General features: G+C 59.8%; 22 protein-coding genes and 3 tRNA genes. 9 read left to right on the top strand and 16 right to left on the bottom strand.

Features of this window, described 5'->3' with window-relative positions; genetic code table 11:
- Nucleotides 1–89 precede the first annotated feature (89 nt).
- Nucleotides 90–1121: an Ldh family oxidoreductase gene (locus tag QMX84_RS20425; RefSeq protein WP_282364654.1), complete on the bottom strand. Its 1032-nt coding sequence runs from the start codon at nt 1119–1121 to the stop codon at nt 90–92.
- 142 nt (nt 1122–1263) lie between these two features.
- Between QMX84_RS20425 and QMX84_RS20430 the strand changes: the two genes are divergently transcribed.
- The 6 genes from QMX84_RS20430 to QMX84_RS20455 all read left to right on the top strand — a co-directional run bounded on the left by QMX84_RS20430 (nt 1264) and on the right by QMX84_RS20455 (nt 6527).
- On the top strand, nt 1264–2139 hold the full coding sequence (locus tag QMX84_RS20430; RefSeq protein WP_123748722.1) for a MurR/RpiR family transcriptional regulator: 876 nt from the start codon (nt 1264–1266) through the stop codon (nt 2137–2139).
- Between the two features lie 13 nt (nt 2140–2152).
- Complete coding sequence (locus QMX84_RS20435; RefSeq protein WP_282364655.1) at nt 2153–2902, top strand: transporter substrate-binding domain-containing protein; 750 nt, start codon at nt 2153–2155, stop codon at nt 2900–2902.
- 103 nt (nt 2903–3005) lie between these two features.
- Nucleotides 3006–3725, top strand: a complete 720-nt coding sequence (locus QMX84_RS20440; RefSeq protein WP_123748720.1) for an ABC transporter permease subunit — start codon at nt 3006–3008, stop codon at nt 3723–3725.
- Complete coding sequence (locus tag QMX84_RS20445; RefSeq protein WP_048388642.1) at nt 3722–4432, top strand: ABC transporter permease subunit; 711 nt, start codon at nt 3722–3724, stop codon at nt 4430–4432. Before QMX84_RS20440 ends, QMX84_RS20445 begins: the two co-directional genes overlap by 4 nt.
- A gap of 48 nt (nt 4433–4480) precedes the next feature.
- The gene (locus tag QMX84_RS20450) at nt 4481–5722 is read left to right on the top strand and encodes an FAD-dependent oxidoreductase (protein WP_282364656.1); all 1242 of its coding nucleotides are present in this window, start codon (nt 4481–4483) and stop codon (nt 5720–5722) included.
- A 16-nt stretch (nt 5723–5738) separates the two neighbouring features.
- On the top strand, nt 5739–6527 hold the full coding sequence (locus QMX84_RS20455; protein ID WP_048369031.1) for an amino acid ABC transporter ATP-binding protein: 789 nt from the start codon (nt 5739–5741) through the stop codon (nt 6525–6527).
- Nucleotides 6528–6629: 102 nt separating this feature from the next.
- On the opposite strand, the gene QMX84_RS20460 is transcribed toward QMX84_RS20455, so the two are convergent.
- Complete coding sequence (locus tag QMX84_RS20460; protein WP_282364657.1) at nt 6630–8174, bottom strand: MFS transporter; 1545 nt, start codon at nt 8172–8174, stop codon at nt 6630–6632.
- Nucleotides 8175–8299: 125 nt separating this feature from the next.
- Here QMX84_RS20460 and QMX84_RS20465 point away from each other — a divergent pair, with 125 nt between their 5' ends.
- Complete coding sequence (locus QMX84_RS20465) at nt 8300–9208, top strand: LysR family transcriptional regulator (RefSeq protein WP_282364658.1); 909 nt, start codon at nt 8300–8302, stop codon at nt 9206–9208.
- 474 nt (nt 9209–9682) lie between these two features.
- Here QMX84_RS20465 and QMX84_RS20470 read toward each other — a convergent pair whose 3' ends face one another.
- Nucleotides 9683–11719 (bottom strand): NADPH-dependent 2,4-dienoyl-CoA reductase, encoded by a 2037-nt coding sequence (locus QMX84_RS20470; RefSeq protein ID WP_282364659.1) that lies wholly within the window; start codon nt 11717–11719, stop codon nt 9683–9685.
- A 211-nt stretch (nt 11720–11930) separates the two neighbouring features.
- Here QMX84_RS20470 and QMX84_RS20475 point away from each other — a divergent pair, with 211 nt between their 5' ends.
- Nucleotides 11931–13061, top strand: a complete 1131-nt coding sequence (locus QMX84_RS20475) for a carbon-nitrogen hydrolase family protein (protein WP_282364660.1) — start codon at nt 11931–11933, stop codon at nt 13059–13061.
- A 4-nt stretch (nt 13062–13065) separates the two neighbouring features.
- Nucleotides 13066–14106, top strand: a complete 1041-nt coding sequence (locus QMX84_RS20480; protein WP_282364661.1) for an AraC family transcriptional regulator — start codon at nt 13066–13068, stop codon at nt 14104–14106.
- Between the two features lie 241 nt (nt 14107–14347).
- Here the strand turns inward: QMX84_RS20480 and QMX84_RS20485 are convergent, their stop codons facing one another.
- The 13 genes from QMX84_RS20485 to truA all read right to left on the bottom strand — a co-directional run bounded on the left by QMX84_RS20485 (nt 14348) and on the right by truA (nt 24885).
- Nucleotides 14348–15313, bottom strand: a complete 966-nt coding sequence (locus QMX84_RS20485; RefSeq protein WP_282364662.1) for a DUF2242 domain-containing protein — start codon at nt 15311–15313, stop codon at nt 14348–14350.
- Between the two features lie 182 nt (nt 15314–15495).
- Nucleotides 15496–15572: transfer RNA gene (locus tag QMX84_RS20490), tRNA-Asp, on the bottom strand.
- 102 nt (nt 15573–15674) lie between these two features.
- Nucleotides 15675–15751, bottom strand: a tRNA-Asp gene (locus QMX84_RS20495).
- 55 nt (nt 15752–15806) lie between these two features.
- Nucleotides 15807–15882: transfer RNA gene (locus tag QMX84_RS20500), tRNA-Val, on the bottom strand.
- A 92-nt stretch (nt 15883–15974) separates the two neighbouring features.
- A complete protein-coding gene (locus QMX84_RS20505) occupies nt 15975–16754 on the bottom strand; it encodes an SDR family oxidoreductase (protein WP_123748712.1) in 780 nt (259 codons plus the stop codon).
- Complete coding sequence (locus tag QMX84_RS20510; protein WP_048369020.1) at nt 16751–17962, bottom strand: O-succinylhomoserine sulfhydrylase; 1212 nt, start codon at nt 17960–17962, stop codon at nt 16751–16753. Before QMX84_RS20510 ends, QMX84_RS20505 begins: the two co-directional genes overlap by 4 nt.
- 82 nt (nt 17963–18044) lie before the next feature.
- A complete protein-coding gene (gene purF, locus QMX84_RS20515; RefSeq protein WP_048369019.1) occupies nt 18045–19550 on the bottom strand; it encodes an amidophosphoribosyltransferase in 1506 nt (501 codons plus the stop codon).
- Between the two features lie 41 nt (nt 19551–19591).
- A complete protein-coding gene (locus QMX84_RS20520; protein WP_282364663.1) occupies nt 19592–20149 on the bottom strand; it encodes a CvpA family protein in 558 nt (185 codons plus the stop codon).
- 106 nt (nt 20150–20255) lie between these two features.
- Complete coding sequence (locus QMX84_RS20525; RefSeq protein ID WP_282364664.1) at nt 20256–20894, bottom strand: SPOR domain-containing protein; 639 nt, start codon at nt 20892–20894, stop codon at nt 20256–20258.
- Nucleotides 20878–22185: a bifunctional tetrahydrofolate synthase/dihydrofolate synthase gene (gene folC / locus QMX84_RS20530; RefSeq protein WP_282364665.1), complete on the bottom strand. Its 1308-nt coding sequence runs from the start codon at nt 22183–22185 to the stop codon at nt 20878–20880. Before folC ends, QMX84_RS20525 begins: the two co-directional genes overlap by 17 nt.
- Complete coding sequence (accD, locus tag QMX84_RS20535) at nt 22182–23102, bottom strand: acetyl-CoA carboxylase, carboxyltransferase subunit beta (RefSeq protein WP_262125326.1); 921 nt, start codon at nt 23100–23102, stop codon at nt 22182–22184. The genes folC and accD overlap by 4 nt, the downstream gene beginning before the upstream one ends.
- Before the next feature lie 271 nt (nt 23103–23373).
- On the bottom strand, nt 23374–23997 hold the full coding sequence (locus QMX84_RS20540) for a phosphoribosylanthranilate isomerase (protein ID WP_282364666.1): 624 nt from the start codon (nt 23995–23997) through the stop codon (nt 23374–23376).
- 63 nt (nt 23998–24060) lie between these two features.
- Nucleotides 24061–24885, bottom strand: coding sequence for a tRNA pseudouridine(38-40) synthase TruA (gene truA, locus QMX84_RS20545; RefSeq protein WP_153334809.1), 825 nt, complete (start codon nt 24883–24885; stop codon nt 24061–24063).
- Nucleotides 24886–25071: the final 186 nt, after the last annotated feature.

Below are 25071 nucleotides of genomic sequence, written 5' to 3' on the forward strand. Positions count from 1 at the left end.
GCTCGCGATTGGGGCGACTCGGTTAGCCTGATAAACCCGGTCGATCCCATCGCGAGCAAGCCCGCTCCCACAGTTTTAATGCATCGGGGTTATTCAGCTAATGCGCGCAGTTTGGCTAATTCTTCTACGCCCAACGGGATGCCGGCTTCAAGGGACTTGGCGCGTTCGATAAAGCGTCGGTCACCCGGCATGCGTTCAAGGCCCACGGCGTGCATCTGCCGTACCAGTTCGGCGCTGCGCTGGGCGAAGCTGTTACCACCGGATTTGCTCGGGTCAATCACGATCAGCAACTGGCCGGTCCATGGCGTTTGCGCGCCAGGGTGTTTTTTCCAGTCGAATTCAAACGAGAAGTTGCCACCCGTCAACGCCGCCGCCAGCAACTCGACCATCATCGACAGCGCCGAGCCTTTGTGGCCACCAAACGGCAGCAAGGCGCCGCCGTCGAGGATGGCTTTCGGGTCTTCGGTCGGTTCGCCCTGTTTATCGACACCCATGCCCGCTGGTAACAGGTGACCTTTGCGCGCAGCGATCTGTACGTCGCCATGGGCAATGGCGCTGGTGGCCAGGTCGAATACGATAGGGCTGCCACCTTCGCGGGGCGCAGCGAAGGCGATGGGGTTGGTGCCAAACAAGGGCTTTTGCGCACCGTGCGGCACTACGCAGGTCATGCTGTTGACCACGCTCAAGGCCACCAGGCCTTCTTCGGCAAACGGCTCAACATCGGGCCACAACGCCGCGAAGTGGTGCGAGTTGCGTATCGCCAGCACGGCGATCCCGGCGCTGCGGGCCTTTTCGACCAGCAGTTCGCGGGCCGCCGCCAGGGCCGGTTGCGCAAAGCCATTGGCGGCGTCCACGCGGATAAAACCGGAGGCTACGTCTTCAACCTTGGGGACGGCCTGGCCATCGACCCAGTTGCTCGCCAGCGACGCCAGATACCCCGGAATGCGGAACACTCCGTGGCTATAAGAACCGTCGCGCTGAGCCCGGGCACAGTTGTCGGCCAGTACCTGCGCCACAGCGCGGGAGGTGCCGTGACGCTCAAAAATCTGTTGCAGCAAAGCGGTCAGTTCGCTCAGGGAAAGCGACTCGGTGGCCAATGTGGCGGTGACGGGCTGGGACATTAGGGGGCTCCGATCTCGTTGTTATTGTCGAGTTATGACGGTAAAGCACTATCCTGCGATGACAGTTCTCTGTCAATTCTTGACTTAATGACAGAAAACATTCACTTTCTGCAACGTGCTGAAACAAGAACAGGAAGCAGCCGTGAGTCAGTCCATTAAACAACGCCTTGAAAGCAGTCTGTCTACCGCCGCGCCTTCGGGCCGGGCGATCGCCAGTTATATGCTGGCGAACCTCTACGAGCTGCCGTTTCAGACCGCCGCCGACATTGCCGCCAAGCTGGGTGTCAGCGAGTCCAGCGTTGGGCGTTTCTGCCGTGCGCTGGGTTACAGCCATTTCAAAGAACTGAAAAACGATCTCAAGGACGACCTCGGCGATGGCCCGTGGCTGGTCGGAGATCGCTTGCAAGAATTCCGCCAGCAATCGAGCCAAAGCCCGCAGGCATTGCCGCGCAGCTTTGAGCTGGAAGTCGCAGCGCTGGTCAAAGTTTACGAATACAGCCTGACCCCCGCCTGGCAAACCGTCAGCCAGCGCCTGGCGACCCGGCGCAAAGTGTTTGTTGCCGGGTTCCAGACCGAGCGCGGGATCGCCGCCTCCATGGTGCATTTGCTGCAATACCTGCGTGATGATGTGCAGTTGGTCGATGGCGCTGCCGGGCATTACGCAGATGTGCTGCTGTGCCCTGCCGACGATTGCGCGCTGGTGGTGTTTGAAGCCCGCCGCTATTCGCGCCACGCCCAGCAACTGTGCCGTAAAGCGCGCGAAGCGGGCATTCCGGTCACGCTGGTGACCGATACCTTTTGCGACTGGGCCGATGCCTGCGCCGATGAAGTGTTTCGCGTACCGACCGAATTCAACCTGTTCTGGGAATCCACCGCAGCCATGCTGTCGCTGGTGCACCTGCTCATCAATGAAGTGTGCAAACAACTGGGGCCTGACGTTGAGAAGCGTCTTGAGGCAACCGCGGCCTTACACAATGAGTTCGTGGGTTACACATCCTCACCCGGATCAAAACAATAAAACGAGGTGCTAGATGAACAACGTCCTTCGCTTTGCCAGTGCTTGTGCAATGGTGTTCGCGGTCGCGGCCAACGCCCAGGCCGATAAACTGATCATCGCCACAGAAGGCGCTTACCCACCGTTCAACTACGTTGATTCGGACAACAAACTGCACGGCTTTGACGTCGATATCACCGAAGAGCTGTGCAAGCGCATGGACGCCCAGTGCACCATCGTCGCCCAGGACTGGGACGGCATCATTGCCGGTTTGATGGCCAAGAAGTACGACGCCATTGTCGCCTCGATGATCGTCAACGAAGAGCGCAAAAAGAAAATTGCGTTCACCAACCACTACTACCGCACTCCGCTGTCCATCGCCGTGGCCAAAGACTCGGACATCACCGATGCCCAGTCGGACTTCGCCGGCAAGACCGTGGGCGCACAAAGCGCCGCCACACAAAGCCTGTACGCCGAATCCCACTACAAAAAAGCTGACATCAAGCTGTACCCGACCCTTGACGAAGCCAACAGCGAACTGGCCAACGAGCGGGTTGATGTGGTGATCGCCGACAAATTCCCGCTGCTGGAGTGGGTCAATAAAACCGGCAAGGACTGCTGCAAAATCATTGGCGACGTAGACGGCACCATGGACGACGCCGCCATTGCCGTGCGCAAAAACGATGACGCCCTGCGTGAACGCTTCAACAAGGCGCTGGATGAAATCGTCGCCGACGGCACCTATAAAAAGATCTCGAGCAAGTACTTCGACTTCGACATCTACTAAGTCTTTCGCCCTCGGTTGAGGGCCTCCCTGCCGATGACCCTGCCCTGCGCGCCCATGGTGCGCAGTGGCTGAACTTCGCCTTTTTTTGACCGGGGACTCGAGCATGCTCGAACAACTTTCACTTCTTTCATTTGCCAGTGGCGGCTGGGGTTCAGCGCTGCTGGCCGGCTCGCTGGTGACCATTGCCCTGGCCTTGAGCTGCCTGCCCATCGGCTTGCCGCTAGGGCTGTTGGTGGCCGTCGCCGCGCGCTCGAAAAACCGCTGGATGCGTGCGTGGGCCACGACCTTTTCCACGGTGTTCCGTGGTTTGCCGGAACTGCTGACGCTGCTGATCATTTACTACGGCTGCCAGATCGCTGCACAAAAGATCCTTGAGGCTATGGGGTATGACGTGCAGTTCACGATCAATACCTTTGTTGCCGCCATGATTGCCTTCAGCCTGGTGTTTGCCGCGTTTTCCAGCGAAATCTGGCTGGGCGCGTTCAAGACCATCCCCAAAGGGCAATACGAAGCCGCCTCGGCGCTGGGCCTGTCTAAATTCACCACCTTTCGCAAAGTGCTACTGCCACAACTGGCGCGCATCGCCCTGCCCGGCCTGTCGAACAACTGGCTGTCGCTGCTCAAGGACACCTCGCTGGTTTCAACCATCGCCCTGGTCGACCTGATGCGCCAAACCAACCTGGCGGTCAGCGTGACCAAAGACCCGATGCTGTTCTACACCGTTGCGTGCTTTATCTACCTGTTTTTCTCGGCGATTTCCGGGCGTCTGTTCGCCTTTATGGAACGCTACTTCAACCGCCACATACGGAGCGTGCAGTCATGAGCCTGGCGGATCTGCAAAACATGATTCTCGACCCCGAATTGCTCGAACGCTACGCCCCGCGCTTTATTGACGGGCTGCTGGTGACCGCCAAGCTGGTGGCGATTTCTTTCACCCTCGGCGCATTGCTGGGCTTGTTGATTGCGCTGGGGCGTTTGTCCAGCAATCGCCTGTTGCGCAATTTCACCGGCGCCTACGTGTACTTCTTCCGTGGCTCGCCGCTGCTGGCGCAGTTGTTTTTGCTGTATTACGGCCTGGGCTCGTTCAAGAGCTTTTGGCAAGACATCGGCCTGTGGTGGTTCTTTCGCGATGCCTGGCTGTGCACCCTGCTGGCCTTTACCTTGAACACGGCGGCGTACCAGGCCGAGATTCTGCGCGGCAGCATCATGTCGGTAGCCCAGGGCCAGCGCGAAGCGTGCAAGGCACTGAACCTGTCGCGCTGGACGACGTTTCGCAAAGTCATCCTGCCGCAGTCGCTGCTGGTGGCCATCGGCCCGCTGGGCAACGAACTGATTTTGATGATCAAAGCCAGCGCCATCGCCTCCCTGGTGACCATCTATGACCTGATGGGCGTGACCAAAATGGTCTTCGCCCGCACGTTCGATTTCCAGGTGTACCTGTGGGCCGCCGTGCTGTACCTGCTGATCGTCGAGATCGTGCGCCGTACCCTTAAATTTATCGAAGGCCGCCTCAGCCGCCATCTGCAGTAAGCCCATTGTTCGGGCTGCACAATCGGCCCCTGTTTTAAGGATTTGTTTATGCATTGCGACACTCTCGTTCTGGGGGCCGGCATTGTCGGCGTCAGTACCGCGTTGCAACTCCAGGCCCGCGGACGCAACGTTGTCTTGCTTGACCGCGACCAACCGGGCAGCGGCACAAGCCACGGCAATGCCGGGCTGATCGAGCGCGCCAGCGTGATCCCGTATTCATTCCCGCGTGAAATTTCCCGTTTGCTGCGTTACGGGCTCAATCAGCAGCCCGATGTGCGCTACAGCCTCAAGCACTTGCCCAAAGCCGGACCGTGGTTGATGCAGTACTGGCAGCAGTCCGGCAGCAAAGGCCTGGCCAAAGCCACTGAGGCAATGCTGCCGCTGATTGAGAAATGCGTGAGTGAGCACGATCTGCTGGCAGAACCTGCGGGCATGACCGGGCTGATTCAGGACAGCGGCTGGATCGAGGTGTACCGCACCGCGGCAGACTTCGACAAAGCCCAGCGTGACGCGGCGGCCTTGGGCCGGTTCAAGCTCAATTACCGCGTACTCGACAAGCAACAGGTGCACGCCCTTGAACCGGGCCTGCACAGCGACGTGCTGGGCGGCATTCACTGGCTCGACCCCAAGACCGTCAGCGACCCCGGCGGCTTGACTCGCGGTTACGCCGAGCTGTTTGTCCAGCGCGGCGGCCGCTTTGTGATCGGCGACGCCAACAGCTTGCGGGCGACCGCCGGGCAATGGCAGGTCGACAGCCAAAAAGGCCTGATCGTGGCCAATGAAGTGGTGGTTGCATTGGGCCCGCAGGCCCGGGGGATTTTCGAGCCGCTGGGCTATCGCATCCCCTTGGCGATCAAGCGTGGTTACCACATGCACTACGCCGCCAAAGACGGCCACACCATGCAGCACCCGATCCTCGATTCGATCGGCGGTTACGTGTTGGCGCCCATGGTTGGCGGTATTCGCCTGACCACCGGCATCGAATTTGCCGACAGCGATGACCCGATCAATGAAATCCAGTTGCGCCGTTGTGAAGAACGCGCCCAACGTCTGTACCCGCTCGGCCCGCGCGTCGATGCCGAGCCGTGGCTGGGGCGCCGCCCGTGCCTGCCGGACATGTGCCCGGTGATCGGCCCGGCCAGTCGGCACAAAGGCTTGTGGTTCAACTTTGGGCATGCCCACCACGGCCTCACCCTGGGCCCGGTCAGCGGGCGCCTGCTGGCAGAAATGATGACCGGCGAAATACCTTTTACCGACCCGACTCCCTACAGCGCCGAGCGCTTTAACTGATCGTTGGAGACACACTATGCAAGCTCATTCTGCTTACGTTCATAACCCAGTGTCGCCATCGACTGACACCCGCAAGGTGGTGGTGGATATCTCGGGCCTGAACAAGTACTACAGCGCGTTCCATGTACTCAAAGGCATCGACCTGAAAGTGCACGAAGGCGAGCGTATCGTCCTGTGCGGCCCGTCCGGCTCGGGCAAATCGACCTTGATCCGCTGCATTAACCGCCTCGAAATCGCTGAAAAAGGCCAGATCCTGGTCAACAGCACCGACCTGTCACAGCCCAGCCGTGAAGCGGCCAAAGTGCGCAGCGAAATCGGCATGGTGTTCCAGCACTTCAACCTGTTCCCGCACATGAGCGTGCTCGACAACTGCATTCTGGCGCCGATGTCGGTACGCGGATTGCCGCGCAAAAAAGCCGTGGAACTGGCCCAGCACTTTCTGGAAAAAGTCGGCATTGCCAGCCAGGCCGACAAATACCCGAGCCAGCTCTCCGGCGGCCAGCAACAGCGCGTGGCGATTGCCCGGGCGCTGTGTATGGAGCCCAAGATCATGCTGTTCGATGAACCGACCTCGGCCCTTGACCCGGAAATGGTCAGCGAAGTGCTGGACGTGATGGTCAAACTGGCAGGCAGCGGCATGACCATGTTGTGCGTGACCCACGAAATGGGCTTTGCCCGGCAAGTGGCCGAGCGGGTGTTGTTTCTCGATGGCGGCATGATCATCGAAGACTCCCCGCCCGAAGACTTCTTCAACGCCCCAAAAAGCCCGAGGGCCAAAGCGTTCCTTGCGCAGATCGTGCATTGAAAGGTTGATCGTCGTAGCAGTTGACGAGCTTTGCGAGGCTACGTCCGCTTGGTGGGGCCACACCGAAATAGCCGTCGTAAATGAATTAATGCGGCGCCTCATTCAGGCCTTGCACTTAGCATTTACGATCGCTTCGCAATCGGACGTAGCCTCGCTGAGCTCGGCAACTGCTACGGGAGTAGTCGGGCGCAAAAACCACAGGATCAGCAGGGCAACGACCACGGTCAGGGCGGCCAGCCCGTAAAGCAGCACCTGGAACGCTTGCAAGTAGGCCGCGCCCAACACGGCCTGCTCCAGCCCTTGGGCCACACCCGTGGCCTGGCTCAAGTCGCCCGTTGCCAGGTATTGCGCCGCTCCTGCGCTTTGGCTGGGCAAATGGCGTTGAATCAATACCGCCAGCAGCGCGCTGACAATCGCCAGCGAGATCCCCTCGCCCGCAACACGGGTGGTGCCGAAGATACCGGTGGCCATGCCCGCACGCTCCTTGGGCACCACGCTCACCGACAAACCGTCCATCAAACCCCACGGCAAACCCGTACCGATGCCGATCACCAGCAGCGGTACGACTAGCTCAAGAGTCGGCTGATTGATCCCCACCCGGCTCAGCAGCAACAACCCGGCCGCCGCGATCAATAAACCCACCGCCGACAACACCCGCGCCGAAGCCCAGTGGGTCAGCACGCCAGCCAGATAGGGCACGAACAGCATCTGCGCCGACAAGGCAATCATCAGCAACCCGGTGTCGGTTGCACTGCGCCCTTCAATGCCAATCAAACGGACCGGCAGCAACACCAGCAGCACCACAAAACAAAAACAGGTGGCCACCGGCAGCAATTGCACACCGACAAAACGCGGGTAGCGGAACAGTGACAGGTCCAGCATGGGCCGCGCCACTCGGCGTTCAATCCGCACAAACGCCAATACGCAAACCAGCGCCCCGAGCAACATGCCGATCACCGGCGCGCTGTTCCAGCCGGTGCTCGGCACCAGCAATATGCCCCAGGTAAACAGCACCAACGCGGCGGTAAAACTCACCGTACCTTTACCGTCCAGCTTGCTCGCGTGCGGGTCTTTGGACTCGTGCATCATCGGGATCGCCATCAGCAATGCCAGCCCGCCGATTAACGCGCCTGAGACAAACACCGCGCGCCAGCCGATATGCTCGATCAGCACCCCCGCCAGAATCGGCCCCAGCGCCAGGCCGACGCCAAAGCTGGTGCCCAGCAGGCTGAATGCCTTGGTCTGACTGCGCCCTTCAAACGTATTGGCCAAGGCCGCGCTCCCGCCCGCCAAGGCCGCGGCGGCGCCGACACCTTGTAACGCGCGCAGCCCGTCCAGCCAGACAATATTCGGCGCCAAGCCCAAGGCCAACGACGCCAAGACAAACACGCCAACGCCCGAGACAAACATGCGTTTACGCCCATAGCGGTCCGCCAGGGTGCCAGCCGCCATCAACAAACTGCCAAAACTCAACATAAAGGCGTTGGTGATCCAGGTCAGTGCCAGCGGCCCGGCGCCCAGATCGAGGCCAATGGCCGGGGTGGCCAGCGCACCACCGGAAAAACTCAGCGGCAGAATCAGCGCCGCCGTGCAGACGGCGAGCAAGGTCCAGCCAGCAGACACGCTGGGTGTGCGATCAAGACTCATGGGTAACGCTCCGGCCAGACGGCCCAGCAAAAGAAGGTTCAGCGAGGATAAAAGCGATCCAATCGGAGAAAAACAGGCTATAAATCCGCTCTAACCCAACCAAAACTCTTTAATGAAGGCAGCACATGGAAAGCTTGAGTGGTCTGAATGCGTTCGTGATTGCCGCCAGACTGGGCAGTTACGTGGCCGCCGCTGAGCGGCTGGGAATTTCGGCTTCAGCCGTTGGCAAGAGCGTGGCGCGCCTGGAAGACGGGCTTGGCGTGCGCCTGTTCAATCGCAGCACCCGACGCTTGAGCCTGACCGAAGGCGGCACGCTGTTCTTTGAGCGTTGCAGCAAGATCCTCGATGAACTGGAAGAAGCCGAGGCCGAACTGCACTCATCGCGGGATGCGCCACGCGGTCGCTTGCGCGTGAGCCTGCCCGCGATTGGCTACCGCATGTTGCTGCCAATTCTCAGTGAGTTCACCCGGCGCTACCCCGAGATCGAACTGGACATGGACTTCAGCGACCGCATGGTCGATGTGATTGGCGAAGGGATGGACGCGGTGATCCGCAGCGGCGACTTTGCCGACTCGCGCCTCAAGAGTAAGCCATTGGGCACCTTCCACTTTGTGCTGGTCGGCGCACCGGACTATTTTGCCCGCCAAGGTATACCGCAGACGCCTCATGACCTGAAGCAGCACGTATGCCTGCGCTACCGGTTCCCCAGCAATGGCCAGTTGCAGGAGTGGGCCTTCACCCGCGACGAGGACGACAGCCTGTGGAAGCGCTCAACCCCGCTGGTGTTCAACAACCTGGAGGCATTGATCAGCGCCGCTACGGGCGGTTTTGGCCTGGCTTACGTGCCCGACTTTGCCGTACGCCAGGCGTTGCAGAGCCAGCAATTGGTCGCCGTGCTGGCCGATCACATCAGCGCACACGGGCGATTTTCGGTGCTGTGGCCCAGCAGCCGCCACTTGCTACCGAAGTTGCGCGTGTTCGTCGACTTCCTGGCCGAACACATGACCCTGGACGCACGCCCCACCCACCCGTAGGAGGGGCCGCCCCGTCTTCGACGCCGCGCTGTCGCGTAGCAAACAGGCCGCCGATAATCGTCAGCATCCCCCAATTAGTTCCCTCTCCCTCCGGGAGAGGGCTAGGGTGAGGGATGCCCTTGATTAGAGAGGATTTTTTGTACATATCTATTGCTGCGGCAACGGCCACTTAGGGTTCCGGCCTTACGCCGCGTTACTTTGAAAAGCGCAAAGTAACCAAACGCTTTTTGCCCCAACCCCTCGGTGCCTCGCTGAGGCTCGGCATGCCCTCACCACAGGCCTTACTCCGTGGGCCCGCCGCGATCGGCCATCCTTGGCCGTGTCGCGGCTAACCCGGCGTCCTGCCGGGTGCACTACTGCGCAAAACCTGCGTTCGGCCAGCGTGGTTTAACGGGGCCTCTTAGATCAAGATCACAAGCCAGATCAAGATCAATAGCTCGCGAGCAAGCCCGCTCCCACAGGATGCTGTGCTTCTTAGAGCTGTGCCGCCAGTCGCGAGCCCTGGTTGATCGCGCGTTTGGCATCCAGTTCGGCGGCCACGTCAGCGCCACCGATCAAGTGCACGCTCTGGCCGGCAGCCAGCAGGCCATCCTGCAGTTCGCGCAAAGGGTCTTGCCCGGCGCAGATCACAATGTTGTCGACGGGCAGCACCTGCGGCTCGCCTTCGCCAATGCGGATGTGCAGACCATCGTTGTCGATGCTCAGGTACTCCACGCTGTTGAGCATTTGCACGTGTTTGTTCTTCAACCCGGCACGGTGGATCCAGCCCGTGGTTTTGCCCAGGCCGTCACCCACTTTGCTGGTTTTGCGCTGTAACAGGTACACCTGACGCGCCGGGGCATGCACCTCGGGCTTGATCCCGGCCACACCGCCGCGTGCTTCAAGACGGCTGTCAATGCCCCACTCGCGCCAGAACGCTTCGCGGTTCTGGCTGGTGGCCTCGCCCTCTTGCACCAGGAACTCGGACACGTCAAAGCCAATGCCACCCGCACCGATCACCGCGACGCTGGCACCGACCGGCTTGCGCTGCAAAATCACGTCCAGGTAGCTGAGCACCTTGGGGTGGTCGATCCCAGGAATCGCCGGGGTACGCGGGGCAATGCCGGTGGCCAGGATAATTTCGTCAAATTCGCCCGCCACCAGTTGCTGCACATCCACGCGGGTATTGAGCCGCAGCTCAACGCCGGTGGTGCGCAGTTTGTGCGAGAAGTAGCGTAGGGTTTCGTAGAACTCTTCTTTGCCCGGCACGCGCTTGGCCACATTGAACTGGCCGCCGATTTCACTGGCCGAGTCAAACAGCGTGACCTGATGCCCACGCTCAGCGGCTACGGTGGCCGCCGAGAGCCCAGCAGGCCCGGCACCGACCACGACGATTTTCTTCACGGCAATGGTCGGCAGGTAGTTGAGTTCGGTTTCGTGGCAGGCCCGCGGGTTGACCAGGCAACTGGTCAGCTTGCCGCCAAAAGTGTGGTCCAGGCACGCCTGATTGCAGCCAATGCAGGTGTTGATTTCGTCGCCGCGACCGGCGGCCGCTTTGTTGACGAACTCCGGATCGGCCAGAAACGGGCGCGCCATGGAGACCATGTCGGCATCTCCTTCGGCGAGGATCTGCTCGGCGATTTCCGGCGTGTTGATGCGGTTGGTGGTGACCAGCGGCACGCTGACCGAACCTCGCAGCTTGGCGGTGACTTTGCTGAACGCGCCGCGCGGCACTTTGGTGGCGATAGTCGGAATGCGCGCTTCGTGCCAGCCGATCCCGGTATTGATCAGGGTCACGCCGGCCTGCTCCACGGCCTTGGCTAATTGCACGATTTCTTCCCAATCGCTGCCACCGGCCACCAGATCGAGCATCGACAAGCGATAAATAATGATGAAGTTCGGGCCTACGGCTTCACGGGTGCGGCGCACGATTTCAAGCGCCAGGCGCATGCGGTTTTCGTAGCTGCCGCCCCAGCGGTCGGTGCGATGGTTGGTCTGGGCCGCGAGGAACTGGTTAATCAAATAACCTTCGGAGCCCATGATCTCAACGCCGTCATACCCGGCACTTTGCGCCAGTTGGGCGCAGGTCACGAAGTCGCTGATCTGCTTCTCGATGCCTGCTTCATCCAGCTCTTTGGGGGTAAACGGGTTGATCGGCGCCTGAATGGCGCTCGGCGCGACTTGTCGCGGGCTGTAGGCGTAGCGCCCGGCGTGAAGGATCTGCAGGCAGATCTTGCCACCTTCGGCGTGTACGGCCCGGGTCACGACCAGATGTTTCTCGGCCTCTTCAGCCGTGCTCAGCTTGGCCGCCCCGCTGTACACCCCGCCCTCGTCGTTGGGCGCAATACCGCCGGTGACCATCAGGCCGACGCCCCCTTTGGCGCGCTCGGCAAAATAGGCGGCCATGCGCTCAAAGCCGCCCGGCTGTTCTTCAAGGCCGGTGTGCATCGAGCCCATCAGGGTGCGGTTACGCAAAGTGGTAAAGCCCAGATCCAGCGGTGCGAGCAAATGAGGGTAGTGAGAGGCGGTCATCAGGGATGCTCCGTTACAGGCTAAATCACGGAAAGCGAGGCGCTCTTTGGCCCTCGTCGGTTGTGTCTGGCACAGTAAAGGCACACCCTGGCTCGCTCAATGACCCAAAATGACAAACTCCTAACCTTAATGCGCAGCCCCCCTTGGCAAGCCGGGCTGAGCGACCTACCCTAGTCGACGAATTCTGCACACGGTTACCGCTTTCGTTCTCATGCGTAAATTATTTACTTGTACCTTATTGACCGCCTTGGTCGCCGCTGGCGCTGGCTACGGATACTGGACCGGACAACGCCCGGCCAGTCATTACTTGTCTGATCTGCGGGTGGAATTGGCCATCAATGAGGGCGTTGATCAGGGCCGTGGCAATCTGCTGGGCATCGAGCCCGACCTGTCGCCGCGGGACTTTCAAAGCCTGGACCTGGTGCGCTTGAAGCTCGCTGCGTACTTGAACAGCGCGCGCAATGACGGGCTGCTCAACGACAAAACCGTGGTGGTGCTGCCTGAGCACATCGGCAGCTGGCTGGTGTTTGAGGGTGAGAAGAACGAGCTGTACCAGGCCGCCAATTTGAATGAAGCCATGCACATGCTGGTGCTCAGCCACCCGCTGGCCTTTGCCAATGCCTGGCTGCGCGCAGATGGCGACAGCCGGACCAACGATGCGCATCTGCGCATGAAGGCCCGTTCGATGGCGCGCGATTACCAGAGCCTGTTTGGCGGCCTGGCCAAAGAATTTGGCGTCACGCTGGTGGCTGGCAGCATCGCCCTGCCCGACCCGCGCATTGAGGACGGCAAGCTGGTGCCGGGCACCGGCCCGCTGTACAACAGCAGTGTGGTATTTGGCCGTGATGGCGCGCCGCTGGGGACACCCCAGCGCCAGTTGCTACCGACCTACGAAGAACAGAGCTATATCCAGCCGAGCCCCGATCATCAGTTGAATGTGGTCGACACCCCCGCCGGGCGCCTGGGCATTTTGATCGGCAGTGACAGCTGGTACCCCGAGCATTACCGAACCCTGAACGAGCACGGCGCGCAAATGATCGCAGTGCCGGCGTTCATCATGGGTATAAACACGTGGGAGCAACCCTGGGGCGGCTACAAAAGTGTGTTGACGCCCAGCGAGATCAGCCTCAAGCCCGGCGAAGTGTCCGAAGGTGAAGCCTGGCATCGCCTGACCCTGACCAGCAGCGTGCCCAGCAGCACGGCCGAAGCGGGCGTCACGGTGTTTCTGCGTGGCAAGTTCTGGGACAAGCGCAGCTCCGGGCATGGCTTTATCAGCCGCGACGGTAAAACCAGCGCCAATAACACCGGTGATGGTGCCCGCTTGTTGAACGTGTGGCTGTAAGACCATGAAACCGCTGCCGATGCGTTTGGGCGACCTATCTGTCGGATTTGTCGATTCCTTGGCCGAAGCCATCCGCAGCCACGGCCATGACCCGCAGCCGCTGCTGGACCAATACGGGCTCGACCCGGCCCGGTTGGCGCAACCCTCAGCGCGCTTTTCGATCCCGCGCTACATGCGCTTAGGGCATGCCGCGATCGCGCTCACCGGCGACCCGGCACTGGGCTTGCGCATGGGCCATTTGAGCCGTTTACCCCAAGCGGGGCTGGCCGGGGTCACTGCGGCGCAGGCCCCGACGGTGCGTGAAGCGGCCCGGACCCTTACCCGTTTTGAACCGTTGTACGGCTCCAACTATCGCGGCCAGTCGAGCCTGCACGAAGATGCTCAGGGCGCCTGGTTGCGGTTTTACTCCATCAGCCCGTATAACGCCTACAACCGCTTTGTGGTGGACTCGATCATCGCGGGCTGGCTGCAACAGCTGTCGTCGGTGGCCAATCAAGCTTTGCGCTGCGAGCAGGTTGATATTGAGTTCAGCGAGCCGGAATACGCCGAGCACTACCGCTCATTGAGCGAGGCAACGGTGAACTTTCGTGCCGAGACCAATCAGATCCGCCTGAGCCACGCGACCCTGGATCTGCGCAACCCTGTGCACTGCCCGAGCACCTGGGCAAGCCTGCTGCAGGTGTGTGAGCGCGAACTGGAACACCTGACCCGCACCCGCAGCCTGCGCGAACGCATCACGCAATTGTTGGGGCCTTTGCTCAATGGCGGGCGGGAACCGGACTTGGAAGAAGTGGCAGCACGTTTGAAGCTACCGACCTGGACCTTACGTCGCAAGCTGGCAGAAGAAGGCACGCAATTTCGCGCGATTTTGAATGACACGCGGCGAGATCTGGCCATGACCTATATCCGTGACACGGAATTGGCTTTTGGCGAGATTGCCTATTTGTTGGGGTTTGCCTCAGCCGAGGCGTTTCAGAGGGCCTTCAAGCGCTGGAACGCGGAGACTCCAGGAGAGTTCCGTCGTCGCCAGCGTCAATTGGCCTGATTCAAAGCTCAGTCGCGTCGTCAGCAGACTCTGGGGAGTCCAGCTCCGAAGCCTGGTAATCGAGCAGTTCTTCTTGATAGTCGTCCATGGTTGCATCCTCTTTAAAGCCGATTGGTTCACGTCATGCCTGAGTGGCGCTGGTTGAGCTTAAGGCGCACGCATGAAGGTTAAATGACACCTTCGCGGGCCTGTCCAGCACTGACTTTAAACGTAGCAGACCTCAGAAATTTTGTGCAACCGTTTATTGTGCCGACGCAGGCTCTAGCACGGCGGGTACAGCAGGCTTTGCCGACTCAGCTGGCGGCGTGACGGGGGATGTTGACGCCGGGGCAGCCGGTTCAGCGGTTTTCTCTGAAGGTGTTTCAACAGATTTCTCAGCGGCAGGCGGAGTGACCGCTGCCGGAGCCGCAGGCGTTATCGGTGCCACAGGCGCCGGAGTGACTGGCGTTTCAATCGGCACAATCGGCTGCAAGTCTGCAGGCGGCGCTAAGGGCTTGAAGCTTGTGGCTTCTACCGCAGGCTCAACAGCGGGCGCTGGAGCAGGCTCAGGGGCCGCAGGCGTTGCAGCAGCAGCCGGAACCACTGCCGGCGCGACAGGCGCGGCCTGTGGCTTGACAGCGGCTTCAGGCACACCCAGCTCAGCCTTGGGCTTGTCATCGGTTGGCGTCACTTTTTTCGCATCCTTGGGCAAGAACGCTTCAACCAACGAGAAATAGCGGTCATAGAAATCCGGGGACGACACGGTTTCACTGGCCACCTTGACCATTGAGTCGTCGGACGAGCCGATCGGCATCGACACAGACCCCAGCACACCCACCCCGAGGCTGGCCGAGTTATTTACCTTTTTCAGTGCGTAGCGGTCGAGCAAGGCGTTGGCGAACATGGTGGCGTGGTGTGCCGAGCCACCGTCGTCAGCACACACCACGTTAAAGCTGATTTCCAGATGGCTTTCGCCACTTTGCTGGAAGCTCTTGTGGCCGCTGATCATTTTCGGATCGTTGCTGGTGATGATGTAGCCCTGGCTCAGCAATGCCCGGCGCGCGGCCTCGCAAGAGACCTTGTCACTCACCGGGTAATTGCGTGAGAACGTGCCTGAGTCATCGAAGCTTTCATGATCGTAAATCGTCGGCTTATTCGATGAACAACCTGCGAGGCCGGCCAGACACAAGGCAACTACCGCGGTACGCAAGGAGAAGGACATGGGCATTAACGATCCTGAGGAAAACGGTACGGGGCGTATTGTGCATCAGATCGCGTTTTTCGCGCGCGGTTTGATTGCGTGTCGCCGCTGACGAGGTAAAGGTGCGAAGAAATCGCGGGCACAAAAAAAGCGACCCTAAGGTCGCTTTCTTTGTAGCTTCAGAGAGTTCAAGGGCTCTGGAGCAAATATGGCGCAGCGGACGGGACTCGAACCCGCGACCCCCGGCGTGACAGGCCGGTATTCTAACCGACTGAACTACCGCTGCGTATCGCTCGGACTTGCGTCCGTTTGAAACTTTTAAAACCGTTGATCGAGAAGCTTCGGTGCTTTTCAATCGCAAGCCAGGCCAGCCTGACTTGTACAAATATGGCGCAGCGGACGGGACTCGAACCCGCGACCCCCGGCGTGACAGGCCGGTATTCTAACCGACTGAACTACCGCTGCGCGTCGGTTGGTTGCTTCGTTAAAAGCGACCTTCTCTTTCGAGAAACTCAAGAAGTGGTGGGTGATGACGGGATCGAACCGCCGACCCTCTGCTTGTAAGGCAGATGCTCTCCCAGCTGAGCTAATCACCCTTTGCTTCGTTGAGGCCGCGAAATTTACGCAGGTATTGAAGCTAAGTCAAGGACAAGGTTGAGTTTTTTTCAAAAAAAGCAAAAAAACTCAGTTACTCGTCATAAACCATTTTCTTGCTCATGCCACCGTCCACGACAAACTCCTGCCCGGTGACAAAACCGGCATTGCGCGACAACAGCCAGGCGACCATCGCCGCCACGTCTTCGACGGTCCCTACCCGGCCAGCCGGGTGCTGCGCGTGATCGGCGTCGGTTAACGGCTCTGCGCGGCGCACAGAAGGGTCGCGTGCGTCGATCCAGCCAGGGCTGACAGCATTGACGCGGATCTCCGGCCCAAGGCTGATGGCCAACGCATGGGTCAACGCCAGCAACCCGCCCTTGCTCGCCACGTAAGCCTCGGTGTCTGGCTCTGACTGGCGGGCGCGGGTGGACGCCAGGTTGACGATCGAACCGCAATGCGCACGCAAATAAGGCGCACAGTGCTTGGCCAACAGCATCGGCCCGGTCAGGTTGACGGCCAGTACGCGGTTCCAGTGATCCAGATCGAGGCTTTCAAGGGTCTTGTTGTGCGGATCGGCAATCGCGGCGTTGGAGACCAACGCATCAAGACGCCCGAACTGCCCCAACACTTGAGCCACACACTGAATCACGTCGGCCTCGACCGACACGTCCATAGCCACGAACCAGGCACTGTCACCCAGCGCCTTGACCACTTTGGAGCCACGCGCACGGTCAATGTCGGTCAGCACCACTTGCCAACCTTCACTGATCAACCACGCCGCAATCCCCAGACCAATGCCGCGTGCAGCACCGGTCACCAGTGCTACACGGCCATTGCCCTCAATCGCTGATTCAAGCGCCCATTCGGTCACAGTACGGCCAAGCCTCGCGACAGGTCAGCTTGCAGGTCAGCTACGTCTTCCAGGCCGACCGCAATGCGGATCAGGCTGTCACGAATGCCGGCCGCTTCGCGCTCTTGTGGCGCCAGACGACCGTGGGAGGTGGTCGCCGGGTGGGTGATGGTGGTTTTGCTGTCACCCAGGTTGGCGGTGATGGAAATCAGCCGCGTGGCGTCGATAAAGCGCCAGGCGCCCTCTTTGCCGCCTTTGACTTCAAAGCTGACCACGGCACCGAAACCGCGCTGCTGGCGCTGGGCCAACGCGTGCTGCGGGTGGCTCTTGAGGCCCGCGTAGTGAACTTTCTCGACGCCGTCCTGCTGCTCCAGCCACTCGGCCAGGGCCAAGGCGCTGGCGCAGTGCGCGCGCATACGCAGGTTGAGGGTTTCCAGACCTTTGAGGAAGATCCAGGCGTTGAACGGGCTCAGGGTCGGCCCGGCAGTGCGCAGAAAGCCGACGACTTCTTTCATCAGTTCGCTGCGCCCCGCCACAACACCGCCCATGCAACGGCCCTGGCCGTCGATGAACTTGGTCGCCGAGTGCACAACGATGTCAGCGCCCAGCTTGACCGGCTGCTGCAACGCAGGCGTGCAGAAGCAGTTGTCGACCACCAGCAGCGCACCCTTGGCGTGGGCAATTTCTGCCAGCGCGGTGATGTCTACCAGTTCTGCCAAGGGGTTGGACGGCGACTCAACAAACAGCAATTTGGTGTTCGGCTTGATCGCCGCGTCCCACCCTTGCAGTTCGGCCAGCGGCACGTAGTCCACTTCAATGCCAAAGCGCTTAAAGTATTTTTCGAACAGGCTGATGGTCGAACCAAAGACGCTACGCGAAACCAGCACGTGGTCTCCAGCGCTGCACAGGCTCATCACCACCGACAAAATGGCAGCCATGCCGGTTGCCGTGGCAACGGCCTGCTCTGCCCCTTCCAGTGCCGCGATACGCTCTTCGAACGCACGCACGGTGGGGTTGGTGTAACGCGAATAAACGTTGCCCGGGACCTCGCCCGAGAACCGCGCCGCCGCATCGGCAGCCGTGCGGAACACGTAGCTGGAGGTCAGGTACATTGCATCACCGTGCTCGCCTTCTGGCGAACGGTGCTGGCCAGCACGCACAGCCAAGGTGTCGAACGCTACGCCCTCGAGGTCGCTGTCCAGCCGACCGGCATCCCAATCCTGACTCATGCTGCCCACTCCTTGCCTTGTATATAAATGCTTTTAAGTAAGAACAATGCAAACCGGCCCATCAGGGCCGGTGTGTCGAAGCTTAGTTGTTGTACAAGCCTATCGTTGCACCGACGCCTTGAGCAATCACCTTGGAGGCATCATTGCGCGCACGCTCGATGCGGTCCAGATAGTTCTCGTCAATGTCGCCGGTCACGTACTTGCCGTCAAACACCGCGCAATCAAATTTCTCGATCTTGATCTTGCCGCCACCGACCGCTTCGATCAGGTCCGGCAGGTCTTGATAGATCAGCCAGTCAGCGCCGATCAGGTCAGCCACGTCCTGGGTAGTCCGGTTATGGGCGATCAGTTCGTGGGCGCTTGGCATGTCGATGCCGTACACGTTCGGGTAGCGTACAGCCGGGGCTGCCGAGCAGAAGTAAACATTCTTCGCACCCGCTTCACGGGCCATCTGAATGATCTGCTTGCAGGTGGTGCCACGTACGATCGAGTCATCGACCAGCATCACGTTCTTGCCACGGAACTCAAGTTCGATGGCGTTGAGCTTCTGGCGCACGGATTTTTTACGTGCAGCCTGGCCCGGCATGATGAAGGTACGGCCGATGTAACGGTTTTTAACGAAGCCTTCGCGGAACTTGACGCCCAGGTGGTTCGCCAGTTCCAGCGCAGCGGTACGACTGGTGTCCGGAATCGGGATGACCACGTCGATGTCGTGGTCTGGACGCTCGCGCAGGATCTTCTCGGCCAGCTTTTCGCCCATGCGCAGACGGGCTTTGTATACCGAAACGCCGTCGATGATCGAGTCAGGGCGCGCCAGGTACACGTGTTCGAAGATGCACGGGGTCAGTTGCGGGTTGACCGCGCACTGACGGGTGTGCAGCTTGCCGTCTTCAGTGATGTAAACAGCTTCACCCGGTGCCAAGTCGCGAATCAGGGTAAAGCCCAGCACGTCGAGCGACACGCTTTCGGAAGCGATCATGTACTCGACGCCTTCGTCGGTGTGACGCTGGCCGAACACGATCGGGCGGATGCCGTTAGGATCGCGGAAACCGACGATGCCGTAACCGGTGATCATCGCCACCACGGCATAACCACCGCGGCAACGGTTGTGCACGTCTGTCACGGCTGCGAAAACGTCTTCTTCAGTCGGCTGCAACTTGCCACGCTGCGCCAATTCATGGGCGAAGACGTTGAGCAGGACTTCCGAGTCCGAGTTGGTGTTGACGTGACGCAAGTCAGATTCGTAAATCTCCTTGGCCAGCTGTTCAACGTTGGTCAGGTTGCCGTTGTGCGCCAAGGTGATGCCATACGGCGAGTTGACGTAAAACGGCTGTGCCTCTGCTGAAGTCGAGCTACCTGCTGTTGGATAACGCACATGGCCGATGCCCACGTTACCAACCAGGCGCTGCATGTGGCGCTGATGAAACACATCCCGCACCAACCCGTTGTCCTTGCGCAGGAATAACCGGCCGTTATGGCTGGTTACAATACCGGCAGCATCCTGGCCGCGGTGCTGGAGGACGGTTAGCGCGTCATACAGCGCCTGATTGACGTTCGACTTACCGACGATACCGACGATGCCACACATGCGACGCAACCCCTACTTAATGGATCTGAACTGAACACCGCTCACTTGGGCTGGATAGCCGGCAAGAGGTGCTCCTTGAACGGTAGATCAGCAGGTGCGCTGATACCGCTGGCCAACCATTGGCTACTCCACCCCAAAATGAGGTTTTTCGACCAATCGGCAACCAATAGAAATTGTGGCATGAGCCTGGACTCCTGCCACCACGAGTCTTGCTGCACCGGCCCCAGGCTCAAGAGCCCGACCCCCACGACCACCAGCAACGCGCCACGCGCAGCGCCAAAGGCCATGCCGAGAAAACGATCGGTCCCGGACAACCCGGTGACGCGAATCAGTTCGCCGATAAGAAAGTTGATCATTGCGCCTACCAGCAAGGTGGCGACAAACATGATGGTGCACCCGGCGATGATGCGGGCGGAAGGTGTTTCGATGTACCCGGCGAGGTACTGTGACAGCGAACCGCCGAACATCCAGGCGACAACCCCGGCAATGATCCAGGTGCACAGCGACAGCGCTTCTTTTACGAAGCCGCGCTTCAAGCTGATCAATGCAGAAATGGCGATGATTGCAACGATCGCCCAGTCAACCCAGGTAAATGGCACAGTTCAGTCTACAGACAGATAAGGCGGCGCATTTTAGCAGAGCGCCGCCTCTCAAGTCAGGCGATTTATCAGTGCATTGGCTATCAGATCCAACCTTTTTATGCGCTTAGCCACGCTCAGGCTGGAAGCGCACCACAAAACCCTTGAGATTTTGCTGCTTGTCGAGAATGTCACGCATCCGATCGGCCTCTGCACGCTCGAGCAATGGCCCTACAAAAACCCGGTTCATCCCGCCAGACGATCGAACGTATGCGTTATAACCTTGATTACGAAGGGTTTTTTGCAAGTTGTCGGCGCTGGCACGATTGGACAGACTGACCAACTGGATCGACCAACTGATGGGCAAACCGTTAGGGTCTACACGCTTTTGCGTAGTGTCGAGCTTGGCTGGCGGCTGCGCCACTGCTTGCGCTGGCGTGACTGCAGGCGGCTTGGCGGGCGCTACCGGCTTGCTGACCACGGGTGCAACCGGTGCCGGAGCCGGCGCAGGTTTTGGTGCTGCAACCACGGCCTGTTCGACCGGCAGTTCCGGCTCTTGCTCGATGACTTGCGGCTCTGGCACCGGTACTGGTTCTATCTGAACCTGAGGCATGACGGGCGCTTGTGGCGCCGTCGGTGCATCGACCTGAACCTGGCGCTGCTCATCCTGACGCGAAAACAGCATGGGCAGAAAAATCACCGCCAGAGCGATCAGCACCAGCGCGCCGACCATCCGCTGCTTGAATACCTTATCCAGCAAAGCCATTTGCAGCCTCCTCCTTGGCACGCCGCTCCAGCCATTCAAGCGCCTGAGCGACACAATAAAATGACCCGAACAGCAAAATTTCGTCTTGCGGCGTAGCCCGTTCGCACTGCGCCTCAAGTGCTGCATCCACACTGTCGTACGGGGTAACCGATGCGTGCAAAGCGTGCAATGCAGCCTGCAACTCAGCCGCAGGGCGCGAACGCCCGGTGTTCAGCGGCGCCACGGCCCAATGCTCGACAACATCGGTGAGTTGCGACACAACGGCATCCAGATCCTTGTCTGCCAGCAGACCAAACACCGCCAAACGCTTGCCCGCCAACGGTCGTTGTTGCAAACGCTTGCGTAAATACTCGGCAGCGTGGCCGTTATGGCCGACATCCAGCAACAGGTTCAGCGGCTTGCCGTTCCAATTGATCTGGCGACGGTCAAGACGCCCGGTGACCTTGGTCGCCAACAGCGCCTTGGTCACCGTCTGCGGATCCCAAGGCCACTGCGTCAGAGCATAGGCCTGAAGCGCCAGCGCTGCGTTTTCCATGGGCAAATCCAGCAGCGGCAAATCGCGCAACTCAAGCAGTTGCCCTTGTGCGTCACGCCCCTGCCAATGCCAGACCGTGTCGGCTATGGTCAGGTTAAAATCGCGCCCGCGCAGCAACAGCGGGCAAGCCAGCTCTTTGGCTTTGTCGAGCAAAGGTTGAGGCGGGTCAAGATCACCGCACAAGGCCGGCTTGCCCTGGCGGAAAATCCCGGCCTTTTCATAGGCAACAGATTCACGGGTATTACCGAGGTACTCCACGTGATCGACGCCAATGCTGGTGACCAACGCCATGTCAGCGTCAACCAGGTTGACCGCATCCAGCCGCCCGCCCAGCCCGACTTCAAGCACCACAACGTCCAGTTGTGCGCGCTCGAACAGCCAAAACGCAGCCAACGTGCCCATTTCAAAGTAGGTCAGGGATGTTTCCCCGCGACCGGCGTTCAACGCCTCAAAGGCTTCGCACAGTTGCTGGTCCGAGACTTCAACCCCGTCGATCTGCACACGCTCGTTATAGCGCAGCAGATGCGGCGAGTTGTAGACCCCGACCTTAAGCCCTTGTGCACGCAGCAACGAGGCAACGAACGCACAGGTCGAACCTTTGCCGTTGGTGCCAGTGACTGTCACCACCCATGGCGCGGGCTTTTGCAAGCCCATGCGGATCGTTACCTCTCGTGCGCGGTCCAGCCCCATGTCGATGGCAGCCGGATGCAACTGTTCAAGATAGGCGAGCCACTCGCCAAGGGTGCGCTGGGTCATAGGTTTGCAGGTGCCGGTGGGACAACGATGGTTTCAACAGGCGCAGCCACAAACACGGGTGTTGGCAGGCCCATCATTTGTGCCAGCAGGTTACCCAGGCGCGGACGCAGTTCCTGACGCGAAACGATCAGGTCAATGGCGCCATGCTCCAGCAGGAATTCGCTGCGCTGGAAGCCTTCTGGCAGTTTTTCGCGAACGGTTTGCTCAATCACTCGCGGACCGGCGAAACCGATCAGCGCTTTTGGCTCAGCCACGATCACGTCACCCAACATCGCCAGGCTGGCCGAAACACCGCCGTACACCGGGTCAGTCAATACCGAGATAAACGGAATGCCTTCTTCACGCAGACGCGCCAGTACCGCAGAGGTCTTGGCCATTTGCATCAGGGAGATCAGCGCTTCTTGCATGCGCGCACCGCCGGAAGCGGAGAAGCAGACCATTGGGCAGCGGTTTTCGAGGGCGTAGTTGGCGGCACGTACAAAGCGCTCACCGACGATGGCACCCATCGAGCCACCCATAAACGAGAACTCAAACGCCGACACCACAATCGGCATGCCCAGCAGGGTACCGCTCATGGAAACCAGAGCGTCTTTTTCGCCGGTCTGCTTTTGCGCGCCGACCAGACGGTCCTTGTACTTTTTGCTGTCGCGGAACTTGAGGCGGTCTACAGGCTCCAGATCAGCGCCCAATTCGTTGCGACCGTCAGCGTCGAGGAAGATGTTGATGCGTGCACGTGCGTCGATGCGCATGTGGTGATTGCACTTGGGGCAAACGTCCAGGGTCTTTTCCAGCTCTGGACGGTAAAGCACAGCGTCACAAGACGGGCATTTGTGCCACAGGCCTTCAGGTACCGAGCTCTTTTTGACCTCAGAACGCATGATCGAAGGAATCAGCTTGTCTACCAACCAGTTGCTCATGCTTTTTTTCTCCAGTACCGGCGACCTGAACACTGCGGTTCAGGCCCCGTGTATGCCCTTGAGCTTAATTCAATAAGTGTGTGGCGATGATTGTCCGGGAACAGCGGTCAGCCATGGCAAACCAGCGCATCCCTTTAAACCCTCAGCCTTCCCGACAACACGCCCTGAAGCGGTTGACGCTTTAATTTCTGCCCGTCATGTCACCGGGCCCGCCCGTATCACTCAGCGGTAATGATGGACGGTGGCAGGCTGCCAACCGTCACATCGAGTATCAGTTTGTTGCGCGTACAGCCTGCATAAAGGCCCGAATCTTATCGTGATCCTTGATGCCTTTGCTCTTTTCTACACCTCCGCTGACGTCAACAGCGTAAGGCTGCACTTGGGAGATGGCTTGCGACACATTCTGCACGGACAGGCCACCAGCCAAAATAATCGGCTTGCTTAACCCTTGAGGTATCAGAGACCAGTCAAAGGCCTGCCCGGTTCCGCCCGGCACGCCTTCAACGTAGGTATCGAGCAAAATCCCGCTGGCCGAAGCGTAAGCTGCACATGCTGCAGCAATGTCGTCCCCGGCCTTGACCCGCAGCGCTTTGATGTAAGGCCTGTGATAGCCCTCGCACTGCTCCGGGGTTTCATCGCCGTGAAATTGCAACAAGTCCAGCGGCACTGCGTCCAGCGTTTCGTTCAGTTCACAGGCGCTGGCATTCACAAACAGGCCCACGGTGGTCACAAATGGCGGCAGCGCGGCAATGATGGCCCGCGCCTGCGCGGCAGTCACCGCACGCGGGCTTTTGGCGTAAAACACAAAGCCAATCGCATCAGCCCCGGCGGCCACGGCGGCCAGTGCGTCATCTATGCGGGTAATCCCGCAGATCTTGCTGCGAACGGCTGACATGTTAGCGATACCCCTGAGCACGAGCGTGAAAGTGCCGGATGTTAACAAATGCTTACCCGTGCGTCAGCCGTCGAGTTCGCTAAAACCGGTCAAGAAATGTGGGCCAATGTAACGCTCGGGCAACGGAAACTCGTCGCGGTATTCCACCTGCACCAGATACAGCCCGTAGGGATGCGCCGTCACGCCGCCTGAGCGACGCTCACGACTCTCCAGCACTTCCTTGATCCATTCCACCGGGCGCTCACCAGAACCGATGGTCATCAGCACCCCGGCAATGTTGCGCACCATGTGATGCAAAAAGGCGCTAGCGCGGATATCCAGTACGATCATCTGCCCATGGCGCGTCACGCGCAGGTGATGCAGCTCTTTGATTGGCGACTTGGCCTGGCATTGCCCGGCACGGAAGGCACTGAAGTCGTGCACACCAAGCAGGTATTGCGCGGCCTGCGCCATGCGCTCGACGTCCAGCGGGCGGTGGTTCCAGGTGATTTCCTGGTTGAGGTGCGCGGGGCGAATAGGATCGTTGTAGATCACATAGCGGTAACGCCGGGCGATTGCCTTGAAGCGTGCATGGAAGTTCGCCGGCATCACCTTGGCCCAACTGACACTGATGTCGTGGGGCAAATTGATATTGGCGCCCATGACCCACGCCTTCAGCGAGCGCTCGGCCTGAGTATCAAAGTGCACCACCTGCCCGCAGGCATGCACCCCGGCATCGGTACGCCCGGCACACATCAACGACACCGGCGAGTCGGCGACTTTTGACAGCGCGTTTTCCAGGGTTTCCTGAACCGTCAGCACGCCATTGGCCTGACGTTGCCAGCCGCTGTAGCGCGAACCTTTGTATTCCACGCCCAGGGCGATGCGGAAAAAGCCTTCGGCGGCCATTTCGGCTGCCGGGTTATCTATATTTGCCAAGGAGTTACAGCCTGCTCATAAACGCAAAGGCGGCCATTATAAGGCCCACCCGCGAAGACGCCATGAATCAAATGACCGGCGTGAGCAAAATGAGCTTTGTAGGAGCGAGCTTGTCTCGCGATCTTTTGATCTTTTTAAAAGATCGCGAGACAAGCT

The organism is Pseudomonas sp. PS01297, from assembly GCF_029959305.1.
In the GTDB taxonomy this organism is placed as follows: domain Bacteria; phylum Pseudomonadota; class Gammaproteobacteria; order Pseudomonadales; family Pseudomonadaceae; genus Aquipseudomonas; species Aquipseudomonas helleri.